The sequence below is a fragment of the Curtobacterium sp. MCLR17_040 genome (assembly GCF_003234735.1).
GTDB classification, from domain to species: domain Bacteria; phylum Actinomycetota; class Actinomycetes; order Actinomycetales; family Microbacteriaceae; genus Curtobacterium; species Curtobacterium flaccumfaciens.
This window is the reverse complement of record NZ_QKTE01000002.1, coordinates 236,386-256,941: the sequence shown is the minus strand read 5'-3', so window position 1 is coordinate 256,941 and position 20,556 is coordinate 236,386. Positions and strand designations below refer to the sequence as shown.

The 20,556-nt window shown below is 71.9% G+C and carries 24 protein-coding genes; 8 read left to right on the top strand and 16 right to left on the bottom strand.

Annotated elements, in window-relative coordinates; genetic code table 11:
• Positions 1–43 precede the first annotated feature (43 nt).
• Positions 44–916, bottom strand: a complete 873-nt coding sequence (locus DEJ01_RS03270; protein WP_111092200.1) for a hypothetical protein — start codon at positions 914–916, stop codon at positions 44–46.
• A gap of 18 nt (positions 917–934) precedes the next feature.
• On the bottom strand, positions 935–1,756 hold the full coding sequence (locus DEJ01_RS03265; protein WP_111087718.1) for an alpha/beta fold hydrolase: 822 nt from the start codon (positions 1,754–1,756) through the stop codon (positions 935–937).
• Positions 1,757–1,967: 211 nt separating this feature from the next.
• On the opposite strand from DEJ01_RS03265, the gene DEJ01_RS03260 reads away from it, so the two are divergent.
• Positions 1,968–2,534, top strand: a complete 567-nt coding sequence (locus DEJ01_RS03260) for a hypothetical protein (protein ID WP_111092199.1) — start codon at positions 1,968–1,970, stop codon at positions 2,532–2,534.
• A gap of 9 nt (positions 2,535–2,543) precedes the next feature.
• On the top strand, positions 2,544–3,137 hold the full coding sequence (locus DEJ01_RS03255) for a TetR/AcrR family transcriptional regulator (RefSeq protein ID WP_111092198.1): 594 nt from the start codon (positions 2,544–2,546) through the stop codon (positions 3,135–3,137).
• Positions 3,138–3,183: 46 nt separating this feature from the next.
• Here the strand turns inward: DEJ01_RS03255 and DEJ01_RS03250 are convergent, their stop codons facing one another.
• Genes DEJ01_RS03250 through DEJ01_RS03235 form a run of 4 tightly spaced genes read right to left on the bottom strand, consistent with a single transcriptional unit; the run spans position 3,184 to position 5,831 of the window.
• Positions 3,184–3,444, bottom strand: coding sequence for a type II toxin-antitoxin system RelE/ParE family toxin (locus DEJ01_RS03250; protein WP_111028942.1), 261 nt, complete (start codon positions 3,442–3,444; stop codon positions 3,184–3,186).
• Positions 3,441–3,701: a type II toxin-antitoxin system Phd/YefM family antitoxin gene (locus tag DEJ01_RS03245; protein WP_027466775.1), complete on the bottom strand. Its 261-nt coding sequence runs from the start codon at positions 3,699–3,701 to the stop codon at positions 3,441–3,443. Before DEJ01_RS03245 ends, DEJ01_RS03250 begins: the two co-directional genes overlap by 4 nt.
• Before the next feature lie 28 nt (positions 3,702–3,729).
• Positions 3,730–4,242, bottom strand: a complete 513-nt coding sequence (locus tag DEJ01_RS03240; RefSeq protein ID WP_111028941.1) for a methylated-DNA--[protein]-cysteine S-methyltransferase — start codon at positions 4,240–4,242, stop codon at positions 3,730–3,732.
• Positions 4,239–5,831: an AlkA N-terminal domain-containing protein gene (locus DEJ01_RS03235; protein WP_111092197.1), complete on the bottom strand. Its 1,593-nt coding sequence runs from the start codon at positions 5,829–5,831 to the stop codon at positions 4,239–4,241. Before DEJ01_RS03235 ends, DEJ01_RS03240 begins: the two co-directional genes overlap by 4 nt.
• A gap of 89 nt (positions 5,832–5,920) precedes the next feature.
• On the opposite strand from DEJ01_RS03235, the gene DEJ01_RS03230 reads away from it, so the two are divergent.
• Positions 5,921–6,520, top strand: a complete 600-nt coding sequence (locus DEJ01_RS03230; RefSeq protein ID WP_258366977.1) for a molybdenum cofactor biosysynthesis protein — start codon at positions 5,921–5,923, stop codon at positions 6,518–6,520.
• 40 nt (positions 6,521–6,560) lie between these two features.
• Here the strand turns inward: DEJ01_RS03230 and DEJ01_RS03225 are convergent, their stop codons facing one another.
• The 5 genes from DEJ01_RS03225 to folE all read right to left on the bottom strand — a co-directional run bounded on the left by DEJ01_RS03225 (position 6,561) and on the right by folE (position 10,545).
• Positions 6,561–7,103 (bottom strand): type 1 glutamine amidotransferase domain-containing protein, encoded by a 543-nt coding sequence (locus DEJ01_RS03225; protein ID WP_071245566.1) that lies wholly within the window; start codon positions 7,101–7,103, stop codon positions 6,561–6,563.
• A 444-nt stretch (positions 7,104–7,547) separates the two neighbouring features.
• Complete coding sequence (locus DEJ01_RS03220) at positions 7,548–8,201, bottom strand: HAD-IA family hydrolase (RefSeq protein WP_111092196.1); 654 nt, start codon at positions 8,199–8,201, stop codon at positions 7,548–7,550.
• Between the two features lie 54 nt (positions 8,202–8,255).
• Positions 8,256–9,005 carry a pyrimidine reductase family protein gene (locus DEJ01_RS03215; RefSeq protein WP_258371274.1) on the bottom strand — a complete coding sequence of 250 codons (750 nt, stop codon included), beginning with the start codon at positions 9,003–9,005 and terminating at the stop codon, positions 8,256–8,258.
• On the bottom strand, positions 9,002–9,937 hold the full coding sequence (gene folP / locus DEJ01_RS03210) for a dihydropteroate synthase (RefSeq protein WP_111028936.1): 936 nt from the start codon (positions 9,935–9,937) through the stop codon (positions 9,002–9,004). Before folP ends, DEJ01_RS03215 begins: the two co-directional genes overlap by 4 nt.
• On the bottom strand, positions 9,934–10,545 hold the full coding sequence (gene folE, locus DEJ01_RS03205; protein WP_111092195.1) for a GTP cyclohydrolase I: 612 nt from the start codon (positions 10,543–10,545) through the stop codon (positions 9,934–9,936). Before folE ends, folP begins: the two co-directional genes overlap by 4 nt.
• 157 nt (positions 10,546–10,702) lie before the next feature.
• On the opposite strand from folE, the gene DEJ01_RS03200 reads away from it, so the two are divergent.
• Positions 10,703–12,178, top strand: a complete 1,476-nt coding sequence (locus tag DEJ01_RS03200) for an NCS2 family permease (protein ID WP_027466783.1) — start codon at positions 10,703–10,705, stop codon at positions 12,176–12,178.
• 165 nt (positions 12,179–12,343) lie between these two features.
• On the opposite strand, the gene DEJ01_RS03195 is transcribed toward DEJ01_RS03200, so the two are convergent.
• Both DEJ01_RS03195 and DEJ01_RS03190 read right to left on the bottom strand, forming a co-directional pair.
• Complete coding sequence (locus DEJ01_RS03195; protein ID WP_111092194.1) at positions 12,344–12,796, bottom strand: hypothetical protein; 453 nt, start codon at positions 12,794–12,796, stop codon at positions 12,344–12,346.
• Positions 12,797–12,987: 191 nt separating this feature from the next.
• Positions 12,988–13,452: a hypothetical protein gene (locus DEJ01_RS03190; RefSeq protein WP_027466785.1), complete on the bottom strand. Its 465-nt coding sequence runs from the start codon at positions 13,450–13,452 to the stop codon at positions 12,988–12,990.
• A 103-nt stretch (positions 13,453–13,555) separates the two neighbouring features.
• On the opposite strand from DEJ01_RS03190, the gene DEJ01_RS03185 reads away from it, so the two are divergent.
• From DEJ01_RS03185 to DEJ01_RS03175, 3 genes are read left to right on the top strand one after another with little or no spacing between them, the layout of a single operon-like run.
• Positions 13,556–13,819, top strand: a complete 264-nt coding sequence (locus tag DEJ01_RS03185) for a hypothetical protein (RefSeq protein ID WP_244993283.1) — start codon at positions 13,556–13,558, stop codon at positions 13,817–13,819.
• 26 nt (positions 13,820–13,845) lie between these two features.
• Positions 13,846–14,361, top strand: a complete 516-nt coding sequence (locus DEJ01_RS03180; protein WP_111092256.1) for a DUF1697 domain-containing protein — start codon at positions 13,846–13,848, stop codon at positions 14,359–14,361.
• Positions 14,358–14,630 (top strand): hypothetical protein, encoded by a 273-nt coding sequence (locus DEJ01_RS03175; protein ID WP_258375630.1) that lies wholly within the window; start codon positions 14,358–14,360, stop codon positions 14,628–14,630. The genes DEJ01_RS03180 and DEJ01_RS03175 overlap by 4 nt, the downstream gene beginning before the upstream one ends.
• A gap of 27 nt (positions 14,631–14,657) precedes the next feature.
• Here DEJ01_RS03175 and DEJ01_RS03170 read toward each other — a convergent pair whose 3' ends face one another.
• From DEJ01_RS03170 to DEJ01_RS03160, 3 genes are all read right to left on the bottom strand, one after another.
• Positions 14,658–15,425 (bottom strand): SDR family NAD(P)-dependent oxidoreductase, encoded by a 768-nt coding sequence (locus DEJ01_RS03170; RefSeq protein ID WP_071406210.1) that lies wholly within the window; start codon positions 15,423–15,425, stop codon positions 14,658–14,660.
• A gap of 197 nt (positions 15,426–15,622) precedes the next feature.
• Entirely contained in the window at positions 15,623–18,133 is a 2,511-nt protein-coding gene (locus DEJ01_RS03165) for a glycoside hydrolase family 65 protein (protein ID WP_111092193.1), read from the bottom strand.
• A 73-nt stretch (positions 18,134–18,206) separates the two neighbouring features.
• Positions 18,207–18,974 carry an HAD family phosphatase gene (locus tag DEJ01_RS03160; RefSeq protein ID WP_071406212.1) on the bottom strand — a complete coding sequence of 256 codons (768 nt, stop codon included), beginning with the start codon at positions 18,972–18,974 and terminating at the stop codon, positions 18,207–18,209.
• A 201-nt stretch (positions 18,975–19,175) separates the two neighbouring features.
• Between DEJ01_RS03160 and DEJ01_RS03155 the strand changes: the two genes are divergently transcribed.
• Complete coding sequence (locus DEJ01_RS03155; protein WP_111023338.1) at positions 19,176–20,531, top strand: APC family permease; 1,356 nt, start codon at positions 19,176–19,178, stop codon at positions 20,529–20,531.
• Positions 20,532–20,556: the final 25 nt, after the last annotated feature.

Sequence of the window (20,556 nt, the reverse complement as noted above, 5' to 3'; positions counted from 1 at the left end):
GCCGCGGCCGCGGCCGCGTCAGCGGGATGCGGTTGTGCTCGCGTCAGCGGCCCGCGCGCCAGTCCGCCAGGAACCGGGCTCCGGCCTCGTCGTGGATCACGCCGTCGGGCGCGGTGAGCACCGGGTACGGCGTGGCCGGCACCCCGTCGGCGGGACGGACGTCGACGTGCGCAACCTCGTGGCCGTGGGCGTGCAGCCAGTCCGCCATGGCGTAGTCGCTGCGGGAGTCTCCCACGGTGCGCCAGGTGACCGGGAGCTCGCCGTCCTGCCCGAGGAGCTCGAGCGAGCGCTCGGCCCCCAGGTCCTTGCCGCTGCGGTCGGACTCGACGTCGGTCGAGATGATCGTCGGGTCGATGCGCCACTGCACGGCGCCGTCGGCGTCGGGTCGGACGTCGTCGAGGCGGCGGACACCGAGCCCGCGACGCTCGAGTGCGGCCATGGCCTTCGCGTCGAAGTCCGGCTGGCGGGCCAGGTAGGTGGCGTTCGGCACCTCGACGCGCTGCTCGATCGACACCATGGCGCGCTTCGTCTCGTCGAAGAACACCAGGTCGGCGTACTCGTCGCGGACCAGCTCGCGCATCTCGTCGGCGTAGTCCCGCGGCAGCGCGAGGTCCTCGGCGACCGTCAGTTCGCCCATGCCGCCGTCGTACTGCGGACCGATCGAGCACCACACGGCACCCTTCTCGCAGACGGCGTGGACGCGGCCACCCTCGGCGAGGCCCCCGGCGAGCAGGGGGCCGACGACCTCGGAGCGGATGAAGGCGTCGCTGCGGCCGGTGTTGAAGACGATCGGGATGCCCTCGGCGGCGAGCGCGACGAGGTCCGCGACGATGCTCGGGATCGCGATGGTGCGGGAGACCGGGCTGGCGATGGGCCCGTCGACGTCGAGCAGGAGACCGAGGCGGGGTGCGTTCACCCGCCCATCCTCTCGCAGTCAGCTGCTGGGCGAGACGATCCGGCTCCGGACGCGGTCGATCAGGGCTCCGAGGGCCGCGGGAGCGGGGACGTGTCCCTGCCCGGGCACCTCGGCGTACTCCGAACCGGGCACCGCGTCGACGACGGCTCGGGCGGCTCGTCGCATCCACTCGAGTCCGTCGCCACCGGCGCCGACGAGCACCGGCACACCCACGGCGGCAGCGACCCGCTCGGGCACGGCGAGGCCGTTCAGCACGCGGACCTCGCGGCTGAGCACGTGGGCGTCGACGACCAGGGAGCGCCAGAGCGACCCCTTGAGCCGCAGTGCCGTGACCTGGCCCATCGGGACCCCGAGCACCTGGGTCAGGAACCCGCGGACGGCCTGGGCGCGGCGGCCGGCACCGACGTGTTCGTCGAGCAGGTCGGCGAACACGACGTCGTCGGCGTGCGGGTCGACCGAGGCACGGTACGGCGGTTCCCACAGGACGGCGCCGTCGACCGGCAGTCCGGTGGCGAGCCCGTGCAGCACGACACCGGCGCCGACGCAGATGCCGACGGCGGTGGTCGGTGCGCCGATGCTCTCGACGACGGCGCGCAGGTCGTCGACCTCGCGCTCGATGGCCCACGTCGCGGAGTCACCGCTGGCACCACGGCCACGGCGGTCGTAGGTCACCACGCGGTGCGTCGAGCCGAGCTCGGCGACCACGCGGTCGAGGTACGGGGTCCCCCGGTGGTCGAAGGCACCGCCCACGACGACGACCGCCGGCCCGTCCCCTGCCTCGGAGACGGCGATGGTGGTGCCGTCGGAGGAGACGACCGTTCGGTCGACTGGAGGGAGCATGGGGTCCTTTGCGAGCTGTCGACGGCGATGCGTCGGGCCTCGGAGGGGACCGTGCGGATTACCGGTCCTCCGAGTGTCGCAGGCGTGGGAGTCCGTGTCTCCCCCCGCTTCCAGGGGCAGAACCCGGTCGCTCGACACCGTGGTGGTCGCCGTGCCATCCTGTTTGAGTACACCTGTACTCAAACGAACACCGCCACTGCAACGGGGAACCATGACACTCATCGCCATCGTCGCCTGCGAGATCGCCTTCTGGGTCGCGATCCTCGGCGGCCTGACCACCCGGTACCTGCTGCGACGGCCGCGCACGGGTGCGGCGATGCTCGTCGCGGCACCCGTGATCGACGTCGTGCTGCTCGCGGTCGTCGCGGTCGACCTGCTCGGTGGCGGAACCGCGTCGTGGCACCACGGACTCGCGGCGATCTACATCGGCTTGTCGGTCGCGTACGGGCACCGGATGATCGCGTGGGCGGACGTCCGGTTCACGCACCGGTTCGCCGGGGGTCCCGCACCGGAACGTCTGAGTGGACGGCGGTACACGGCCCGGTGCTGGGGCGACGTGCTGCGGACCGGGCTCGCCGTGCTGATCGCCGGTGGGATCATCGGTGCGCTCGTCCTCGTCGTCGGGGACCCGGAGCGCACGGACGAGCTGCAGGGCACGGTCGCACTGCTCGGGGTGGTCCTAGGCGTCGAACTGCTGTGGGCGATCAGTTACACGATCTGGCCGCGCCGAGTCACCACCGCAGCCGCGGACCCGGCCGGAGCGTCGAGCCGGCCGTAGGCTGACCCGGTGCCCCGCCGTGTCGACCTCGAGGAACGGGGATCCCTGGTGGCTGCGGCCTGCCTGCGGATCCTGGAGCGGGACGGCCTCAGCGCGCTGTCCGTGCGGAACGTCGCGGACGAGGCCGGCATCGCCCCGGCGTCACTCCGCCGCGTGTTCCCGACACAGCACGCCCTGCGCGAGCACTGCCTGACGATCATCGAGGAACGGGTCACCGTTCGGCTCGCCGCCCTGCGTTCGACGGGTCGTGCGCTCGCACTGGACGTCCTCGCCCAGGTGCTGCCGCTCGACGCCGAGCGCACGACCGAGATCCTGGCGCAGGTGCAGCTCGGCGTGCTCGCGCGCACCGACGACCACCTGGCCGCGAGTGCCCGACGTCTGAACGACGGGGTCCGCCGGGTGTGCACCCGGGCGCTGGAGATCCTGCGTGAGGACGGCGGCTTCGGCGACGGTCGCGACCTGACCGACGAGGTCGACCGGCTGCACGCGCTGATCGACGGGCTGGCGGTCGAGCACACGTGGGATCCGGCGGCACGTGCGCCCGAGCGGGTCCTGGCGCTCGTCGAACTGCACGTGGACAGCCTGCGCGGCGCGATCGCCTGACGGCTGACGGCTGCCGGCTGCCGGCTGCCGGCTGCCGGCTGCCGGCTCATCGGTCCCGGTAGACCTCGCGCCGGTGCCCGGCATCGACGACCACCACGATGAGCTTGCCGTCGTCGATCCGGTAGATCAGCCGGTAGTCCCCCGAGCGGACCCGCCACCCGGGCCGGTTCACGAGCTTGCGTGCGGCGGGTGGCCGGGGGTGCTCGGCGAGGATCGCGAGGAGCCCCTCGATCCGCCGTCGCCCGTCGAGCGGGAGCTTGCGGATGACGCGTTGCGCGGCCGGGATGACCTCGACCGAGTACGTCACCCGAGACCGAGTTCGCGCTTGAGGTCGTCCCACTTGACGTTCTCACCACCGATGCGGGCACTCTCCGCAACGGCTTCGTCGTAGGCGACCAGGTCGTCCAGGTCCTCCGCCGCCTCGAGCAACCGGTCGAGGACGGCCGCGTCGACCACGGCGGCGACGCGCTTGTTGCGCCGGGTCAGGTAGACGGGTTCGTGCCGGGCGTCGTCGATGATCGACGCCAGACGGCCGCGGGCTTCGGAGATCGACACTTCGCTCACCTGTACATTCTAGATCGTTTTGTACAAGTCAGACGAGTGCCGTGGTGCCCACTGACTCCCGTTCGAGCAGGGACCGTTTGACGTCGAGCCCCCACGCGAAGCCCCCGAGCGTGCCGTCCGAGCGCAGCACCCGGTGGCACGGGACGAAGAGCGCGGGAGCGTTCCGGGCGCACACGCTCGCCGCCGCGCGCACGGCGTCGGGCCGGCCCATCGCCGCCGCGAACCCGGTGTAGGTCAGGGTGCCGCCGGCGGGGATCCGGCGGAGCTGGCGCCACCCCTCGGTGAAGAGCTCGGTGCCGAACTGGCGCACGGGCACCTGCATGGCGTGCTCGACCTCGCCCGAGTAGAAGGCGTCGACCGCGTCGGCCGAGGCGACCACGCCGTCGAGCACCCGGTCGGGGCGGTGGCGGTCGGCCAGACGGGCGAGGATCCGCTCGACGGAGTCGGTCCACCCGGACGCGAGGACCCTGCCCTCGGCGTCTTCGAGCACGGTGAACGCCCCGTCAGGGGTGTCCAGGGTCTGGATGGTTGCGTCGGTCATCGGTCGTCCTTCCGGGGGTCCTCGGGGGCACGGGCTGCACGGGCGCCGGCGGTCGCGGTCATCGCGCGGTCGATGATCGGTCGCCAGCAGTGCATCGTGAGGTAGCTCCGCCAGGGGGCCACCTGCTCCGACCATAGGGAGAGCTCGCGCGCCGTTCCGGGCAGCCCGAGTTCCTGTGCACCGTTCCGCACAGCGAGGTCGCTGTGGAGGAAGATGTCCGGGTGGTGCCGGACCCGCAGCGCGACGTAGTCGGCGGTCCACGGCCCGATGCCCTTCACCGCGAGGAGTCCGTCGCGCAGGTCACCGAGGGACTGCCCACCGTCCACCACCAGGGACCCGTCGGCGAGCGCCGCAGCCACCCGCAGGATCGTGCCGACGCGGGCGGCGGGGCCGCGCAGCACCTCGTGCCCGCGTTCGGCGATCGCGACCGCGGACGGGAACAGCAGCCCGCCGGGCCGGATGGCGTCCGGCACCGTCGCGCCGAGTGCGGCCACGAGCCGGGTCTGCGCCGTGCGCGCCGCGGCCACCGAGACCTGCTGCCCGATCAGGGTGCGGAACACGATCTCGTGCGCGTCCACCGCGCCGGGGAGCCGGAGACCCGGCACCCGTCCGACGGGTCCGGCGAGCTCGGGCACGGCTCCGAGGACGGCGTCGACGGCGACCGGGTCGGCGTCGAGGTCGAACAGCGCACGCACCCGCGCCACGAGCGCGGGCAGGTCGGAGAGGTCGGTGACCCGCACGCGCAGGTCGATCCCGGTGCCCCGCCCGGCCACGTCGGGGACGGCTGCCGACGCGCTGAACCAGCCCGGGCCTCCAGGCAGGTCGACCAGCCGCCCGTACGACGTGACCCGGCCCGTGGGGTCGGTGTCCACCTGCTCCGTGCCCGGCAGGGCGTGCAGCGCGTGCCAGTCGAGCAGGCCCTGCGCGTCGAACGGCGCCCGGGCCGGCAGGTGGACGTGCAGTGCGCCGTCGCCGCCGTCCGTGGCACCGTCGCCTCGCCCGGACCGGCGTGCGCGGAGCTCCGTCGGGGTGACGGCGAAGACCTCGCGCACGGTGTCGTTGAACTGCCGGACGCTGGCGAAGCCCGCGGCGAACGCGACGTCGGCGACGGGCAGGTCGGACGAGGTGAGCAGGGTCCGCGCGGTCTGCGCCCGGTGCGCCCGGCTGAGCGCCTTCGGTCCGGCGCCGAGCTCGGCCGTCATGATGCGGTTGAGCTGCCGCTCCGAGTAGCCCACACGCGCGGCGAGCCCGGGGACGCCGTCGCGCTCGACGACACCGTCGAGGACGAGTCGCATCGCCCGGCCGGCGACGTCCTCGCGCAGGTCCCACTCGGGGCTGCCGGGGGTCGCCTCGGGCAAGCAGCGCTTGCAGGCGCGGAAGCCGGCCAGGTGCGCTGCGGCACTCGTGCGGTAGAAGGTGACGCCCGAGACCCTCGGCGTGCGGGCCGGGCAGCTGGGCCGGCAGTAGATGCCGGTGGAGTGCACGGCGGTGACGAACTGGCCGTCGAAGCGCGCGTCGCGCGAGGCGACGGCGCGGTGCCGTTCGGCGTGCAGCGCGTCCGGCTGTACGTCGGTGTCCGGGGTGGTCATGGACTCAGCCTGACATGCGCCGCCGACGTCGACTGGCGGGAATCGGACGGAGCAGCGCACGGCCGGGAGGCCCGGCTAGCGTTGGCCGGGTGACTTCCGCAGACGACGTGGCCGGTCTCGACGACCTGCCGTTCCGGACCGAGGTCGAGGTCGCGCTGCTGCTCGTCTCGCCGCGGCACCGGTACGAGGGACGCCCCGCCGACGGCGCGCTGCCGGTGGGCGCGGACGATCCGGACGAGTCACGCGACCGGATCGAGCTCCGGTCCGGGCTGGGCATCGTCGGCGACCGGTACTTCGCGGCCCGGGCGCACGTGCACGCCTCGGTCACGGTGATCGGCATGGAGGGTCTCGAGGCCGTCGGCGAGGCGATCGGGGCAACCGTCGACCCCGCTGCGACCCGGCGGAACGTGTTCCTCCGCGGTGCCGACGTCGAGGCGCTGCGGGGCGAGCCGTTCTCGTTGGAGAGCGTGCTTCCCGGTGGTGACGGCGGCGACGACCTCGGTCGTGCCGTCCGGTTCCGTGGCTACCGCGCGGCGAACCCCTGCGCCTGGATGGACCACGAGGTGGCCCCCGGGGCGTTCCGGGCGATGCGCGGCCGGGGCGGTGTGCGGTGCGATCCGGAGTCCGACGGTGTGCTCACCCTCGGACCCGCGGTGCTCCGCACGGCCCGCCCCGTCGCGCTCGGCTGACGCCACCGCCGGGCGGGGCGACCGCCCTGCGGCACAGTGCTCAGGCGGTGAGGGCGCTCTCGATCGCATCGACGAACGCCGGCAGGTCGTCCGGGGTGCGGGAGGTGATGAAGCCGCCGTCGACCTGGACCTCCTGGTCGACCCACTCGGCTCCGGCGTTGCGCAGGTCGGTCTGCAGCGACGGGAACGACGTGACGGTCTTGCCCGACAGCACACCCGCCTCGACGAGGGTCCACGGGCCGTGGCAGATCGCCGCGACCGGCTTGCTCGCCTCGGCGAAGGCCTGCACGAGCGTCGCCGCGCGGGACTCCTGGCGCAGCGTGTCGGCGTTGATCGTGCCGCCGGGGATCACGAGGGCGTCGAAGTCCTTCGCGTCGACACCGGCGATGGTGGTGTCCGGCTCGAGCGTCTGCCCGGGGTCCTTGTCGCCGACCAGCGTCTGGATCGTGCCGGTCTCCTTCGCCGCCACGGTCACCGAGGCACCGCGCTCACGCAGCTGCTCGGTGGGGACGACGATCTCGTCCTGCTCCACGCCGTAGTTCGTCGTGATGACGAGGATCTTCTTGCCGTCGAGGGTTGCCATGATCCGCTCCTTCCGCGGCCCGGTCGTTCCGGCCGCACACCCGAGGGTCGTCGAGGTCGGCTGGGCAGGCCTCCAGGGGCGGCTCGGGGGTCCGGTCGGGCGGTCGCAACACCCCGCTCACGTCCGCCGGGTGGTCGCGAAGTGTCGGCTGGCGGCGGCGCAGCCGACGGTTCCTGACCACTCGGCGCAGGCTGGGCGAGGTGTCCTGACCGGCCGGCGAGGCGCCGTGGACGCGCCCACAGTCGGCCTGGAGGCACGGTGCGGGCCCACCACGGGCCTCCAGGCCGCCGTCCGGGCGGTCGCAACTCCCCGCTCAGGTCCGCCGGGCGGTCGCGACGCGTCGGCTGGCGGCGGCGCAGCCGACGGTTCCTGACCACTCGGCGCGAGCCGGGCGGGGTGTCCTGACCGACGGCAGACCGCGGACAGGCAGGACGGGCGCCGGGCTCAGCCGCGGATGCGGAAGGCCTCGCCGTCGCGCTCGACGGTCAGGCCGTCGTACCCGTGGACCCGGTGCAGGCCGGCCGTCACCGGGTGCTCGAGCGGACCGACGACGACCGTGGTCGCGCCCGAGGCGATGGCGGACTCCAGCCCGGCCGGGGCGTCCTCGAACGCCACGCAGTCGGTCGGGTCGACACCGAGCAGGGCGGCTCCGCGCAGGTAGCCGTCGGGGTGGGGTTTGCCGTGCTCGACGTCCTCCGAGGGCACGAAGGCCTCGGGCACGGCGAACCCTGCGGCGGCCATCCGGCCCGCGGCGAGGTCACGCGGGGCGCTCGTCACGAGGGCCACCGGGACGCCGAGTTCGACGAGTCGCTGCACGAAGGCGACGGCTCCGGGGATCTCGAGGATGCCCTCGGTGCTCGCGGTCTCCTCGGCGACGAGCTCCGCCGCGATCCGCTGCTGCTCGGCCAGGGGCAGATCGGGGAGGAAGCGGCGCAGGGTGTCGATCGCCTGCCGTCCGTGCGAGAACGCGAGGATCTCGACGGGGTCGATGCCGTTCGCGTGGCCGAACCGGGTCCAGGTCGCCTCGACCACCGCGGTCGAGTCGACGAGGGTCCCGTCCATGTCGAAGAGGACCCCGGACGCCACGATGTCGATCACGCGCCCGACCCTAGCCCACGGGGGTCAGCGCGCCCCGGCACCAGCGCGGACGGGTCAGCGCGCCCGGACGTACCGGGTGAGCAGCACGCCGTCGGCGCCGAGCAGCACGTGCGCCGGTCGCATCCGCCGGAGTTCCGGCGAGGACCCCCGGGCGATGCGCGGCCCCTCCCCGCCCTCGAGCGACGGGTCGAGCGTCAGGGTCAGCTCGTCGACGGCGTCCGCGGCGATGAGCGCCCCGAGGAACGACGGCCCGCCCTCGCAGTGGATCATCCCGAGGCCACGGTCGGCCAACACGCCTCGGATCCGCCCGGCGTCCACCGAGTCCGGCTCGTCGTCCGCGCTGCAGGGCACGACGTCGGCGACCTCGGCGAGTGTCTGGGCCTTCGACGACGCAGCCGCCGTCGCCGACGTCAGGACGATCGGGCGCACCGGCGCCTCGGTGAACACCCGAGACCCCGGGTCGAGCGACAGCGAGCCGGTGACGATCGCGAACACGGGGTGGTCCGGCTTGCCGTGCGCCCGACGCCAGGCGACGTCGGCGTCGTGCAGGACCATCGGCCCGTAGCCCTCGTCGCGGACGGTGCCAGCGGCGACGAGCACGACGTCGGCCACCCGCCGGAGCAGGTCGAAGACGCGCAGGTCGTCGTCGCCGCCGAGCGACCCGGACACCCCGGCAGCCGAGGCCGAACCGTCGAGCGTCGCGACGAAGTTCACGCGGAGCCAGGGGGCCCCGGCGTCGGCGGTGTAGAGGTCGAGCAGGTCGTCGTCGGACAGGTCCGCGATCGACGGGGGCAGGACGTTCACGTGTTGTGCCTCGATTCCACGGGGGTGCGCCATCCGAGCGTGGCCTCGACCATGCGCATCGCGTCGACGCTCTCGGCGACGTCGTGCATCCGGACGATCCGGGCGCCGAGCATCGCGCTCACGGTCGCGACGGCGAGCGATCCGGAGAGCCGTTCCCCGCGGGGGCGTCCGAGCGACTCCCCGACGAAGTCCTTGTTCGACACCGCGGCGAGGACCGGGTAGCCGAGCGCGACGACCTCGGGCAGCCGACGGGTGAGCTCGAGGGTGTGCACGGTGTTCTTGTGCAGGTCGTGGCCCGGGTCGACGATGATCCGCGACTCGGGGATGCCCGCGGCGAGCGCTCGGTCGACCCGTTCGCGCAGGAACGCGACGACCTCGCCCGCGATGTCGCCGTACTGCGGGGGTGCGGGCAGCGGACGACGGGGTTCCGCGAGGGAGTGCGTGATGACGACGGTGGCCTCGGAGTCGGCGACCACGGCGGCCATCCGCGGGTCGGACAGGCCGGTGGTGTCGTTGACGACGGTCGCCCCGGCTGCGATCGCCGCTGCGGCGACCTCCGGGCGGAAGGTGTCGACGCTGATGACGACGTCGGACTGCTGGGCGAGCTGCTCGACGACGGGGACGACGCGGTCGATCTCGTCGGAGGCGGGCAGTTCCGGACCGGGGGCGAACTTCACGCCACCGATGTCGACCCAGTCGGCACCCTGCTCGGCGGCGCGGACCGAGGCGGCGACGGCCCGGTCGAGCTCGAAGGTGGCGCCGCGGTCGTGGAACGAGTCGGGGGTGCGGTTCACGATCGCCATCACGGCGATGCGGTGGTCGAAGTCGATGGTGCGGCGGCCGAACGTCCGGACCGGGTGGCGCAGGTCCGGCACGACCCAGCCGGGTCCGGCCGCGCCGGGTCCGGCTGCACCGTCCGGGAGGCCCGTCATGCGTCCGCCCCGGCACGCTCGTCGTGCCCGGCCTCGGTCCCACGCCCCGCACCGATGAGCGCGATCGCCTCGGCCCGTCCCGCGGCGTCGGCGAGCGAACCGTTCGCCGCCACCGTCACCGTCGTCGAACCGGTCTGGCGCTCCCCACGCGTCGTGACGCACTGGTGCTGCGCGTCGAGGACCACCAGGACGCCCTCGGCACCGAGCCCCTCGGCGATGGTCGCGGCGACCTGTTCGCCGAGCCGCTCCTGCAGCTGCGGGCGGGAGGCCACCGCGTCGAGCACCCGCGCCAGCGTGCCGAGCCCGATGAGACGGTCGCCCGGCGCGTACGCCAGGTGCGCGACCCCGAGGAACGGCAGCAGGTGGTGCTCGCAGACGGAGCGGAACTTCACGTCCCGGACGATGACGAGCCGACCGCGCTCACCGTCCTCGGCGTGCACGGTGCCGTCCCGGGCGATGGCGACCGCGTCGGTGCCGATCCCGGAGAAGAACTCGGCGTACGAGTCGGCGACCCGGGCGGGGGTGCGGGTGAGTTCCGGGCGGTCGGGATCCTCGCCGATGGCGAGCAGCAGCTCGCGGACGGCGGCCTGCACACGGGCGCGGTCCATGGGTGACGTCACCCGCTCATCCAACACCAGCCATGGCCGGAGAACGCGGGCAGACGCCCAGCGCGAGGTGCGCGATCCGCGCGGAACGGGCCTCCCGGCTGTCACAACCTGTGAGACCGGTGTGACACGCCCGAAACCCAGCGTCCTTTAAACTCTCGTGGTGAGCGCCCCGCAGACCGACACCACGCCCCGGAACCGCTTCGCGACCGGCCTCGATCGATTCTTCTCCATCACGCAACGCGGATCGTCGATCCCCCGCGAGGTCCGCGGTGGCCTCGTCTCGTTCGTGACGATGGCGTACATCGTCATCCTGAACCCCCTCATCCTCGGCGGGTTCAGCGCCGACCAGGCCGCCAAGGACGTCAGCGGCGGATGGCTCGAGAACGCTCAGGTGGCCGCGGCGACCGGCCTCGTCGCCGGCGTGATGACCATCGCGATGGGCATCATCGCGAACCTGCCGTTCGGCATCGCCGCGGGGCTCGGGATCAACTCGTTCCTCGCCGTCAGCGTCGTGCACCAGGTCACCTGGGCCGAGGCGATGGGCCTGGTCGTCATCAACGGTGTGATCATCGTGATCCTCGCGCTGACCGGCATCCGGACGATGATCTTCACCGCCGTCCCGGCCCAGCTCAAGGCCGCGATCACGGTCGGCATCGGCCTGTTCATCGCCTTCATCGGGCTCGTCGACTCCGGCTTCGTGCGGTCCTCCGGGCTCGCGTCGCCGCCGCTGCAGCTGGGCGAGGACGGCTCCGTCGGCGCCCTGCCGACCATCGTGTTCCTCATCGGCCTGATCATCATCGGCACGCTCATGGCCCGCCGGGTCAAGGGTGCGCTGCTCATCGGCATCGTCGCGACCACGATCATCGCGATCATCCTGCAGGCGATCTTCCAGGTGCCGACCTCGGTCGACTCGAAGACCGGCTGGAACCTCAACGCCCCCGGCCTGCCGAGCGCGCTGTTCGCCGTGCCGGACCTGTCGCTCGTCGGCCACGCCGACGTCTTCGGCGCCTTCACCCGCATCGGCCCGCTCGCCGCGTCGATGCTCGTCTTCACCCTGGTCTTCACGAACTTCTTCGACGCCATGGGCACCATGACCGGTCTGGCCAAGGCCGCCGGTGTCGCGAAGCCGGACGGCACGTTCCCCCGCCTGAAGTCGGCGCTCGTCGTCGAGGGCGTCGGCGCGATCGCCGGTGGTGGCGCGTCGGTGTCGTCGAACACGGTCTTCATCGACTCGGCCTCCGGCATCGGCGAGGGCGCCCGCACTGGCATGGCCTCGGTCGTCACCGGCCTGCTGTTCCTGGCGTCGATGTTCCTCACGCCGCTCACCCAGGTCGTCCCGCTCGAGGTCGCCGCCGCCGGGCTCGTCGTCGTCGGTGCGCTCATGGTCGCGCAGGTCGCGGACATCTCGTGGTCGGACTTCGGCTCGGCCCTGCCGGCGTTCCTGACGATCGTCGTCATGCCGCTGACCTACTCGATCGCGAACGGCATCGGCGCCGGCTTCATCAGCTGGGTGCTCATCAAGCTGCTGTCCGGCCGTGGCCGTGAGGTCTCGTGGCTGCTCTACGTCGTCGCCGCGGGCTTCCTGCTGTACTTCGCGCGCGGGCCGCTGGAGGCGCTGCTCGGCGTCGGCTGACGCTTTGCGGCTGGGCCTTGCTGGGCCTGCTGATCCGGGTCTGCCTGGACCTGGCGCAAGACGCCGTCGTGTCATCGAGACGCCGCCGATTCCGGCGGCGTCTCGACGTTTCCGGGGCGTCTTCCGCAGGACGCCGGCGTCTTCCGCAGGACTGGAGGCCCGTGCTCAGTCCGGCAGGTCGCTCGGCGTCGCCTCGTGGTGGCGCTGGTCCTGGGTGCGACGGTCTTCCTTCATGGCCGCCTCGAACAGGTGGCGACGGCCCTGCACGAGCTCGTCCCGCGCCGTGCGCTCGAGCTCCTTGGCGAGGGCGTAGTAGCCGTCGTCGTAGTCCTCGACGATCTGGAACGTCCAGCGGCCCGCGATGACGTTGCGGCCCACGAGTTCGGTGTCGATGCGTTCGGCGAGTTCGGTGTGCCCGGCCTTCCGCAGCTGCTCGACCGCCTCACCGAGGTTCAGGTCAGCGGTGCCGGTCAGGCGGTGGAACCCGTAGAGCAGGCCACGGGCGTGCTCGATGACCTCGACCGCGGCGGACAGGCTGCCGAGTGCCTCGACCGTGGCCTCCGACACCCCCTCGGGAACCTGGTGCTGCGCGTCGGGGCCCTGTGCGTCGTTCGTCATGGGTCCCGTCTACACGACGACTGCCGAGGCCGAGCGCAGTCACTTCGTCTGGTTGGGGTGGTGGGACTGCGTTCCGCTGCACCGCCACCACGTCGCGCCACCCCTGTTCCGCGCCATGTGTCCCGAAGACGATCGTGTACTCCGTCGAACGGATCGGCCGGGGGACCCCGCCGCGCCGGCCCGCCACCGCGTCAGGGCTTCTCGACGCGGATCGGCTCGGCGAGGATCTCCGGCTCTCCGGTGTCCCAGCCCGCGGCGATCGCCTCGGCACTGTTGCGCCACGCCTGCATCTCGAGCAGGAGTCTGCGCGGCTGCCGGAGCGAGAACGAGCCACGGGCGACGTCGACGATCTCCCGGGCGAAGCGTTGCTGGTCTGCGGCGCTGAGGAGCTTGATCCACGGGTACGGGATCGCCAGCCGATCGTGGAGTGGCAGTTGCTCGTTGAGCGTCACCGCGGCGATGAGCTGCGCCGCGATGTCGAGCACTGCGTCGTCGTCGTCGGATCGTTCCTTCGTGGTGAGGACGAGGGGCTTCCCGTCGCGACGGGTGACCTCGAGCGGGGCTTCCTCGGCGGCAGCGAACACCTGCTTGGCGTGGCGGGAGAGGTCAGAGGACTGCACCGACCGTCGGGATCGGGGCGGAGCGACGAGCGTCATGGATCGAGCCTATTCAGAACGTGTTCTGAATGCAACGGTCAGTTGCGACGTCGGAGGTCGACACCTACCATTCGAACACACGTTCGAACGAGGAGACCCGATGATGATCACCGACACGGCCGCCACGGTGTGGTGGGCCGAGGGCACGCCGACCCGGCTCGTGTGGGCCGGACGGCGCTGGCGGGTGAGCGACACCCCCACCCGGCTGACCGTGACGCGCGCCGAGCTGCCCACCGCGATCACCCACGCGCCCGAGCGCACCGTGGGCTGGCGGTTCCAGGCGACCAGCGACGACGACGGTGAGGCCCTGGTGGTCGACATCGTGCCGCAGGGTGCGGGTTGGGGCGTGGCCCGGACGTGGACGTGAGCGGCCCGGACCGCTACCGTCCGGACATGGACAGGTGGGTGGCGCTGCTGCGCGGGGTCAACGTGAACGGCATCACGATCCGGAGCGCTGAGCTCGCGGAGCTCTTCCGAGGGCTCGGGTTCGACGACGTCCGCACCGTGCTCGCCTCGGGCAACGTCGTGTTCTCCGCCGACGTGCCCGCCGAGCAGCTCAAGACGTCGATCGAGCAGGGGCTGCGCGACCGGTTCGGGTACGACGCCTGGATCGTGCTCGTCCGGCACGACGCCCTCGCGGCCGTGGTCGACGGGTTCCCCTTCGCGCGTGCCGACGAACGGCACGACTACGTCGTGTTCGGGTCCGACGACGATGCGCTCGACGCCTTGGTCGCGGACCTCGAACTCGACGACGCGGTCGAGCAGGTCACCCGCGGGGACGGGGTGATCTACTGGTCGTGTCCGAAGGGCTCGAGCACCGACACCGTGTTCGCCAAGCGGGCCGCCGCCGCACGCTTCAAGCGCACGACGACGACCCGCAACACGAACACCCTCCGGAAGCTCCTGTGACGATCGGCACGCTGCACCACGTCGAGCTGTACGTCGTGCTCGAATCGGCACCGCTGGACGGCGATCACGACCGCCGCCGACCGGGGCTCAGCCACCTGGCGTTCCACGCCGGTACTGCCGAGACGGTGGAGCGACTCTGGGCCGAGGCTCCCGGTCACGGCTGGGCACGCCTGTACGAGGACCGACACCCGTTCGCCGGTGGTCCGGAGCACCACGCGGCCTTCCTCGAGGACGCCGAGCGGTTCAAGGTCGAGCTCGTCGCCAGCTGACGGTGCCGCCGACGCCGCTGCGGCAGCTCAGGCCTGCGGCGGCTGCCCGTTGCTCGCCATGGTGCCGCCGTCCACCGGCAGGACCGCGCCCGTGATGAACGAGGCCGCGTCGCTGGCCAGGAACAGGATCGCCTCGGCGACCTCGGCAGAGCGACCTCCGCGGCCGAGGGCGATGCGCTCGGTGAACTTCGACTGCAGGGCCTCGTCCTCCGCCTGCTCCTGGGTCAGGTCGGTCCAGATGAGTCCCGGAGCGACGGCGTTCACGCGCACGCCGAACTGCCCGTTGTCGAGGGCAGCCGCCTTGGTGAAGTTCGTCACGCCGCCCTTCGCCGCGTTGTAGGGGCTCATCCGCCAGTCAGCGTCCTCACCGGAGACCGACGACGTGTTGACGATCGACCCCTTCGTCTCGCGCAGGAACGGCAGGGCCGCCCGGGTGCCGTAGAACACACCGGACAGGTCGGTCTCGATGACCCGGCGCCACTCGGCCGTGCTGATGTCGGTGATGTCGCCCGAGCTGAAGGTCCCGGCGTTGTTCACCAGGACGTCGAGCCGGTCGAAGCGGTCGATCGCCGCCGAGACGACGGTCTCCCAGTCCTCCGGGCTCGCCACGTCGGCGTGCAGGGCGACGACCCGGTGCGTCGGCAGGGAGTCACCCACCGCGCGGACCTTCTCCTCGACGCTGTCGGTCAGCACGACCGACGCGCCCTCGTCGATGAACGCCCGCGCCGTCGCCTCACCGATGCCGGACCCTGCGCCCGTGACGATCGCGACCTTGCCCTCGAACCGGTTGCCCATGATGTCTCCTCTCGTTGCACGAACCGTGCCCGGGGAGACGCCATCGACCCGAGGGGCACGGCAGACCACGGTGCCCCGGGCCGGCTGGACGCGCTCGGAGGCGCCGGCAACGTCCCGGGAACACAGGTCGCCCCGGCTCCGCGAGGCGGAACCGGGGCGACGTGCGACTGCAGCGCAGGGCAGGGCAGGTACTGGCGTCAGCCGGTCGAGTCGTCGAGGTCGAAGTCGCGCTCCAGGGAGATCGTCGGGATCGACGCGGTGATGACCGAGCCGTCCGCCCGCAGCGTGCCCTGGATGTCGCTCGTGGTCGGGGCGTGCCCGGACATCCGCGGCCCGTGGTGCAGCAGCGGCACCACGGTGGGCTCCCCCGCCTCGATGTCCCACTGCTGGTTGTGCACCCACACCGTGAAGCCCGAACCGGTCTCGACCGTGAGCGTCATGGCTTCCTGCTCGAGGTCGACCCGGACCCGCGATCCTCGCACCGTCAGACGGTAGGACAGACGGTCCCAGTGCTTCGGCAGCCGCGGGTTGAAGCTCATCCGGCCGCCGTGGTCGCGCATGCCGCCGAAGCCGTTGACGAGCGCACCCCAGATGCCACCGGTCGACGCGATGTGCACGCCGTCCGAGGTGTTGCCGTGCAGGTCCGCCAGGTCGACGTAGAGCGCGGTCTGGAAGTACTGGTCGGCGAGGTCGTGGTACCCGACCTCGGCCGCCATGATCGACTGCACGACCGCGGACAGCGTCGAGTCACCGGTGGTGAGTGCGTCGTAGTAGTCGAAGTCGCGACGCTTCTCGGCATCCGTGAACTCGTGCCCCTGTAGGAACAGTGCGAGCACGACGTCGGCCTGCTTCAGCACCTGGAACCGGTAGATGACCAGCGGGTGGTAGTGGAGCAGCAGCGGGCGCTTGGACTCGGGGGTGTTCTCGAGGTCCCAGAGTTCCTTGTCGAGGAACTGGGCGTCCTGCGGGTGGATGCCGCGGTGCGGGTCGAAGGGGATCTCCATCGACTCGGCGGCGTGCTCCCACTCGACGAGCTCGTCCGGCTGCAGACCGGTCCGGCGCACCATGCGGTCGTACTCTTCGGCGTCGTCGGCGGCGAGCTCGCGGCAGGCGTTGACGGCGAACCACAGGTTCGCCCGCGCCATGACGTTCGTGTAGAGGTTGTCGTCGACGACGGTCGTGTACTCGTCCGGCCCGGTGACGCCGTCGATGTGGAACTTCTTGTCACCGTTGGACCGCCAGAACCCGAGGTCGGCCCAGAGCCGGGCGGTCTCCACGAGCACGTCGATGGCGCCGCGCTTCAGGAACTCGCGGTCGCCCGAGGCCCGTACGTACTGCATGAGCGCATGCGAGATGTCGGCGTCGATGTGGTACTGCGCGGTGCCGGCGGCGTAGTAGGCGCTGGACTCTTCACCGTTGATCGTCCGCCACGGGAACAGGGCGCCGCGCTGGTTCAGCTCGCGGGCCCGAGCCCGTGCCGCGTCGAGCATGTTGTAGCGGAAGCGCAGGGCGTTCCGGGCGACGATCGGCGCCGTGTACGACAGGAACGGCAGGACGTAGATCTCCATGTCCCAGAAGTAGTGGCCGCCGTAGCCGGAGCCGGTGACGCCCTTCGCGGCGATGCCGTGGCCGTCGGTGCGGGCGGTGGCCTGCGCGAGCTGGAAGAGGTTCCAGCGGACGGCCTGCTGGATCGCGGGCTGACCGGCGATCTCGACGTCGCTGCGGGCCCAGTAGTCGTCGAGCCAGTCGCGCTGCTTCGCGAAGGTCTCGTCGACGTTCTCGGCGTGCGCGCGGTCGAGCGTGCGGTCGCACCGGTCGGCGAGCTCGCGCACGGGCACCCCGCGGGAGGTGTGGTAGACCACGTGCTTCACGAGCCGGATGGGCTGCCCCGCGCGGGCCTGCACCCGGTAGACGTGCTTCGCCAGGTCGTCCTCGATCGACGACGACTCGTCCCAGCTGTTCTCGGTCTCGATGTGGTGCTCGACGCCGACGCAGATCGTCATGCCGGAGCTGGACGCCTGGTACCCGAGGACCGAACGGCCGCCGGTGCTGCGCTTGAGCTTCGGCACGAGCACCCGCTCGGTGAACGACTCGGCCTTGCGGGGGTCGAAGGCGTTCGCCGCGGCCCGCATGCCGGCGTGGTACTCGTCCTGCACGTCCTGGCGGTTGAGGATCTGGCTCGACAGCAGGATCGAGGCGTCCGCGTCGAGCACGGTGACCTCGTAGTCGATGACGGCGAGGTGCCGGTCGGTGAACGACACGAGTCGACGTGCCCGGATGAGCACCCGCTTGCCGGACGGCGTCGACCACTCGGTCTCGCGGAACAGGTAGCCGCCGCGGAACTCCAGCCGACGCGTGTGCCGGAGGATGTCGGCCTCGGCCAGCACGAGCGGCTCGTCGTCGACGTACAGGCGGATGACCTTGGCGTCGGGCGCGTTGATGATCGTCTGCCCGGTCTTCGCGAAGCCGAAGGCGTCTTCCGCGTGCCGGATCGGCCAGGTCTCGTGGAACCCGTTGATGTACGTGCCGTACTGCACGCCGCCACGGCCTTCGTCGAGGTTGCCGCGCAGGCCGAGGTACCCGTTGCCGACGGCGAAGTTCGTCTCGGCGACGCCCTGCTCGTCGGGGGTGTACTCGGTCTCGACGAGGGCCCACTCGTCGATCGGGTAGCGGACGCGGTCGAGGGGGTCCGAGGTGATGGGGTTCATGCTGCTCCGTGGGAAGGGAGGGAGATGGGTACGTCGGTGCGGCCGGCAGCCAGGGAGCGTCCGGCCGGGTGGCCTACGTCGTGCTGGTGGCCGGTGCGGGCAGCTGGTCGATGAGTTCGTCGAGGTCGGACACGACGACGTCGGCACCGTGCTCGCGCAGGGCGTCCGCCCCGGCACCGCGGTCGACACCGACGACGAGACCGAACGACCCGTTGCGGCCGGCTTCGACCCCGCTGGTGGCGTCCTCGACCACGACGCACTCGGCGGCGGTGAGTCCGAACCGGGTCGCCGCGTCGAGGTAGGTGTCGGGCGCCGGCTTGCCGGTCAGGCCGTCCTGGCGCGCGACGAGCCCGTCGACGACGACGGGGAACCGGTCGAGGATGCCCGCCGTCCGGAGCACCGACGTGGCGTTCGCCGAGCTCGAGACGACCGCGACGGACATGCCTGCGGCGATCGCGGCGGTCAGGAACCGGAGCGACCCCGGGTAGGGCTCGACGCCGTGCTCGTCGAGCTCGGCGGTGAACTCCGCGTTCTTCCGGTTGCCGAGCCCGCACACCGTGTCGGTGTCCGGCGCGTCGTCGGGAGTGCCCTGCGGCAGGTCGATGCCGCGCGACTCGAGCAGCGAGCGCACGCCGTCGTAGCGGGGCTTGCCGTCGATGGAGGTGAAGTAGTCCTGCTCGGTGTACGGCGCGACCCCGTGTGCTTCGAGGTACGGCGTGAACAGTCGGCTCCACGCGCGCATGTGGACGTCGGCGGTCGGGGTGAGCACGCCGTCGAGGTCGAACAGGAGCGCGCGCTGGTCACTGAGTCGCGCGGGCGTGCGCTGGTCCTGCGTCGTCATCTGCGGTCCTCCGGGGACTGGTGGTGGACGTGTGGCTCCCGACGAGTCTAGGACCGCTCCAGTCCGGACGTTCCGACGCGCCGCACCCTGTGGAGCGAGTTCACCGGCCGCTCCGCCGTGCAGGGAGGACCCCCGCCACGGTGCACCTGTGAGGCCTCTGAGACAGGCCCCGGCACGCTGACCCGGACGAAAGGCACCACCATGACCAGCGACACCACGGCCGCACCCCACGACGGCACGCAGTCGAAGCTCCGCCAGGCGATCACCGGCCCGCTGCTGTTCCTCTTCATCCTCGGCGACGTGCTCGGTGCCGGCATCTACGCCCTGATGGGGACGCTGGCGAAGGACGTCGGCGGTGCGCTCTGGGCACCGCTGGTGCTCGCGCTCCTGCTGGCCCTGCTCACCGCGGGCTCCTACGCCGAACTCGTGACGAAGTACCCGAAGGCCGGCGGTGCCGCGGTCTTCGCCGAACGCGCCTACAAGGCGCCGATCGTCTCGTTCCTGGTCGGGTTCAGCATGCTCGCCGCCGGCGTCACGAGCGCCGCCGGTCTGTCGCTCGCCTTCGCCGGCGACTACCTCGGCACGTTCGTCGACCTGCCGCCCGTGCCCACCGCGATCGTCTTCCTCGCCCTGATCGCCTGCCTGAACGCCCGCGGCATCTCCGACTCGCTCAAGAGCAACGTCGTGATGACGATCATCGAGGTCTCCGGCCTGGTCATCGTGATCGTGGTCGTGGCCGTGATGCTCGGCGGTGGCGGCGGTGACGTCTCCCGGATCGGCGCGTTCCCGTCCGAGGCGAACCCGGCCCTGGCGACCCTGAGCGCCGCGATCGTCGCCTACTACTCGTTCGTCGGCTTCGAGACGTCCGCCAACATCGCGGAGGAGGTCCGCGACCCCCGCCGCGTCTACCCGAAGGCCCTGTTCGGTGCCCTCGCCACGGCCGGCGTCGTCTACGTCCTCGTCGCCCTCGCCAGTGCGATCGCCCTGCCCGCGTCGGAGCTGTCCGAGTCCAGCGGCCCGCTCCTCGCGGTCGTCTCCGCCACCGGCGTCCCGATCCCCGACTGGGTCTTCAGCCTCATCGCCCTGGTCGCCGTCGCGAACGGCGCGCTGCTCACGATGATCATGTCGAGCCGCGTGACCTACGGCATGGCCGAGCAGCGGCTCCTGCCCGCCCTGCTCGCGAAGGTCCTGCCGAACCGGAAGACCCCGTGGACCGCCATCGTCGCCACCACGGTCGTCGCGATGCTCCTGACCCTGGTGGGCGACGTGGGCGTGCTGGCCGAGACCGTCGTGCTCCTGCTGCTCTTCGTGTTCATCAGCACGAACGTCGCCGTGCTGGTGCTCCGCCGCGACCACGTCGAGCACGACCACTTCCGGGTCTGGACGTTCGTCCCGGTGCTCGGGGTGCTGTCGTGCATCCTGCTGCTGACGCAGCAGAGCGGTCAGGTCTGGCTCTACGCCGCGATCCTGCTCGCCGTCGGCGTGGTCCTGTACTTCGTCGCCCGGTTCACTGGGCGACGTTCAGGACGCGACCACGAGGCGGGCGTGATCCACTGACGTCACGCACCACGGGCCTCCAGGC

Bases quoted from the DNA above. Each gene is read 5' to 3' on its own strand.
- DEJ01_RS03240 (WP_111028941.1), bottom strand. From the start codon at position 4,242: ATGACCGACGCAACCATCCAGACCCTGGACACCCCTGACGGGGCGTTC.
- DEJ01_RS03180 (WP_111092256.1), top strand. From the start codon at position 13,846: ATGGACAGGTGGGTGGCGCTGCTGCGCGGGGTCAACGTGAACGGCATC.
- DEJ01_RS03170 (WP_071406210.1), bottom strand. From the start codon at position 15,425: ATGGGCAACCGGTTCGAGGGCAAGGTCGCGATCGTCACGGGCGCAGGG.
- DEJ01_RS03225 (WP_071245566.1), bottom strand. From the start codon at position 7,103: ATGGCAACCCTCGACGGCAAGAAGATCCTCGTCATCACGACGAACTAC.
- DEJ01_RS03260 (WP_111092199.1), top strand. From the start codon at position 1,968: ATGACACTCATCGCCATCGTCGCCTGCGAGATCGCCTTCTGGGTCGCG.
- DEJ01_RS03235 (WP_111092197.1), bottom strand. From the start codon at position 5,831: ATGACCACCCCGGACACCGACGTACAGCCGGACGCGCTGCACGCCGAA.
- folE (WP_111092195.1), bottom strand. From the start codon at position 10,545: ATGGACCGCGCCCGTGTGCAGGCCGCCGTCCGCGAGCTGCTGCTCGCC.
- DEJ01_RS03160 (WP_071406212.1), bottom strand. From the start codon at position 18,974: ATGACGACGCAGGACCAGCGCACGCCCGCGCGACTCAGTGACCAGCGC.
- folP (WP_111028936.1), bottom strand. From the start codon at position 9,937: ATGACGGGCCTCCCGGACGGTGCAGCCGGACCCGGCGCGGCCGGACCC.
- DEJ01_RS03185 (WP_244993283.1), top strand. From the start codon at position 13,556: ATGATCACCGACACGGCCGCCACGGTGTGGTGGGCCGAGGGCACGCCG.
- DEJ01_RS03155 (WP_111023338.1), top strand. From the start codon at position 19,176: ATGACCAGCGACACCACGGCCGCACCCCACGACGGCACGCAGTCGAAG.
- DEJ01_RS03265 (WP_111087718.1), bottom strand. From the start codon at position 1,756: ATGCTCCCTCCAGTCGACCGAACGGTCGTCTCCTCCGACGGCACCACC.
- DEJ01_RS03165 (WP_111092193.1), bottom strand. From the start codon at position 18,133: ATGAACCCCATCACCTCGGACCCCCTCGACCGCGTCCGCTACCCGATC.
- DEJ01_RS03190 (WP_027466785.1), bottom strand. From the start codon at position 13,452: ATGACGCTCGTCGCTCCGCCCCGATCCCGACGGTCGGTGCAGTCCTCT.
- DEJ01_RS03195 (WP_111092194.1), bottom strand. From the start codon at position 12,796: ATGACGAACGACGCACAGGGCCCCGACGCGCAGCACCAGGTTCCCGAG.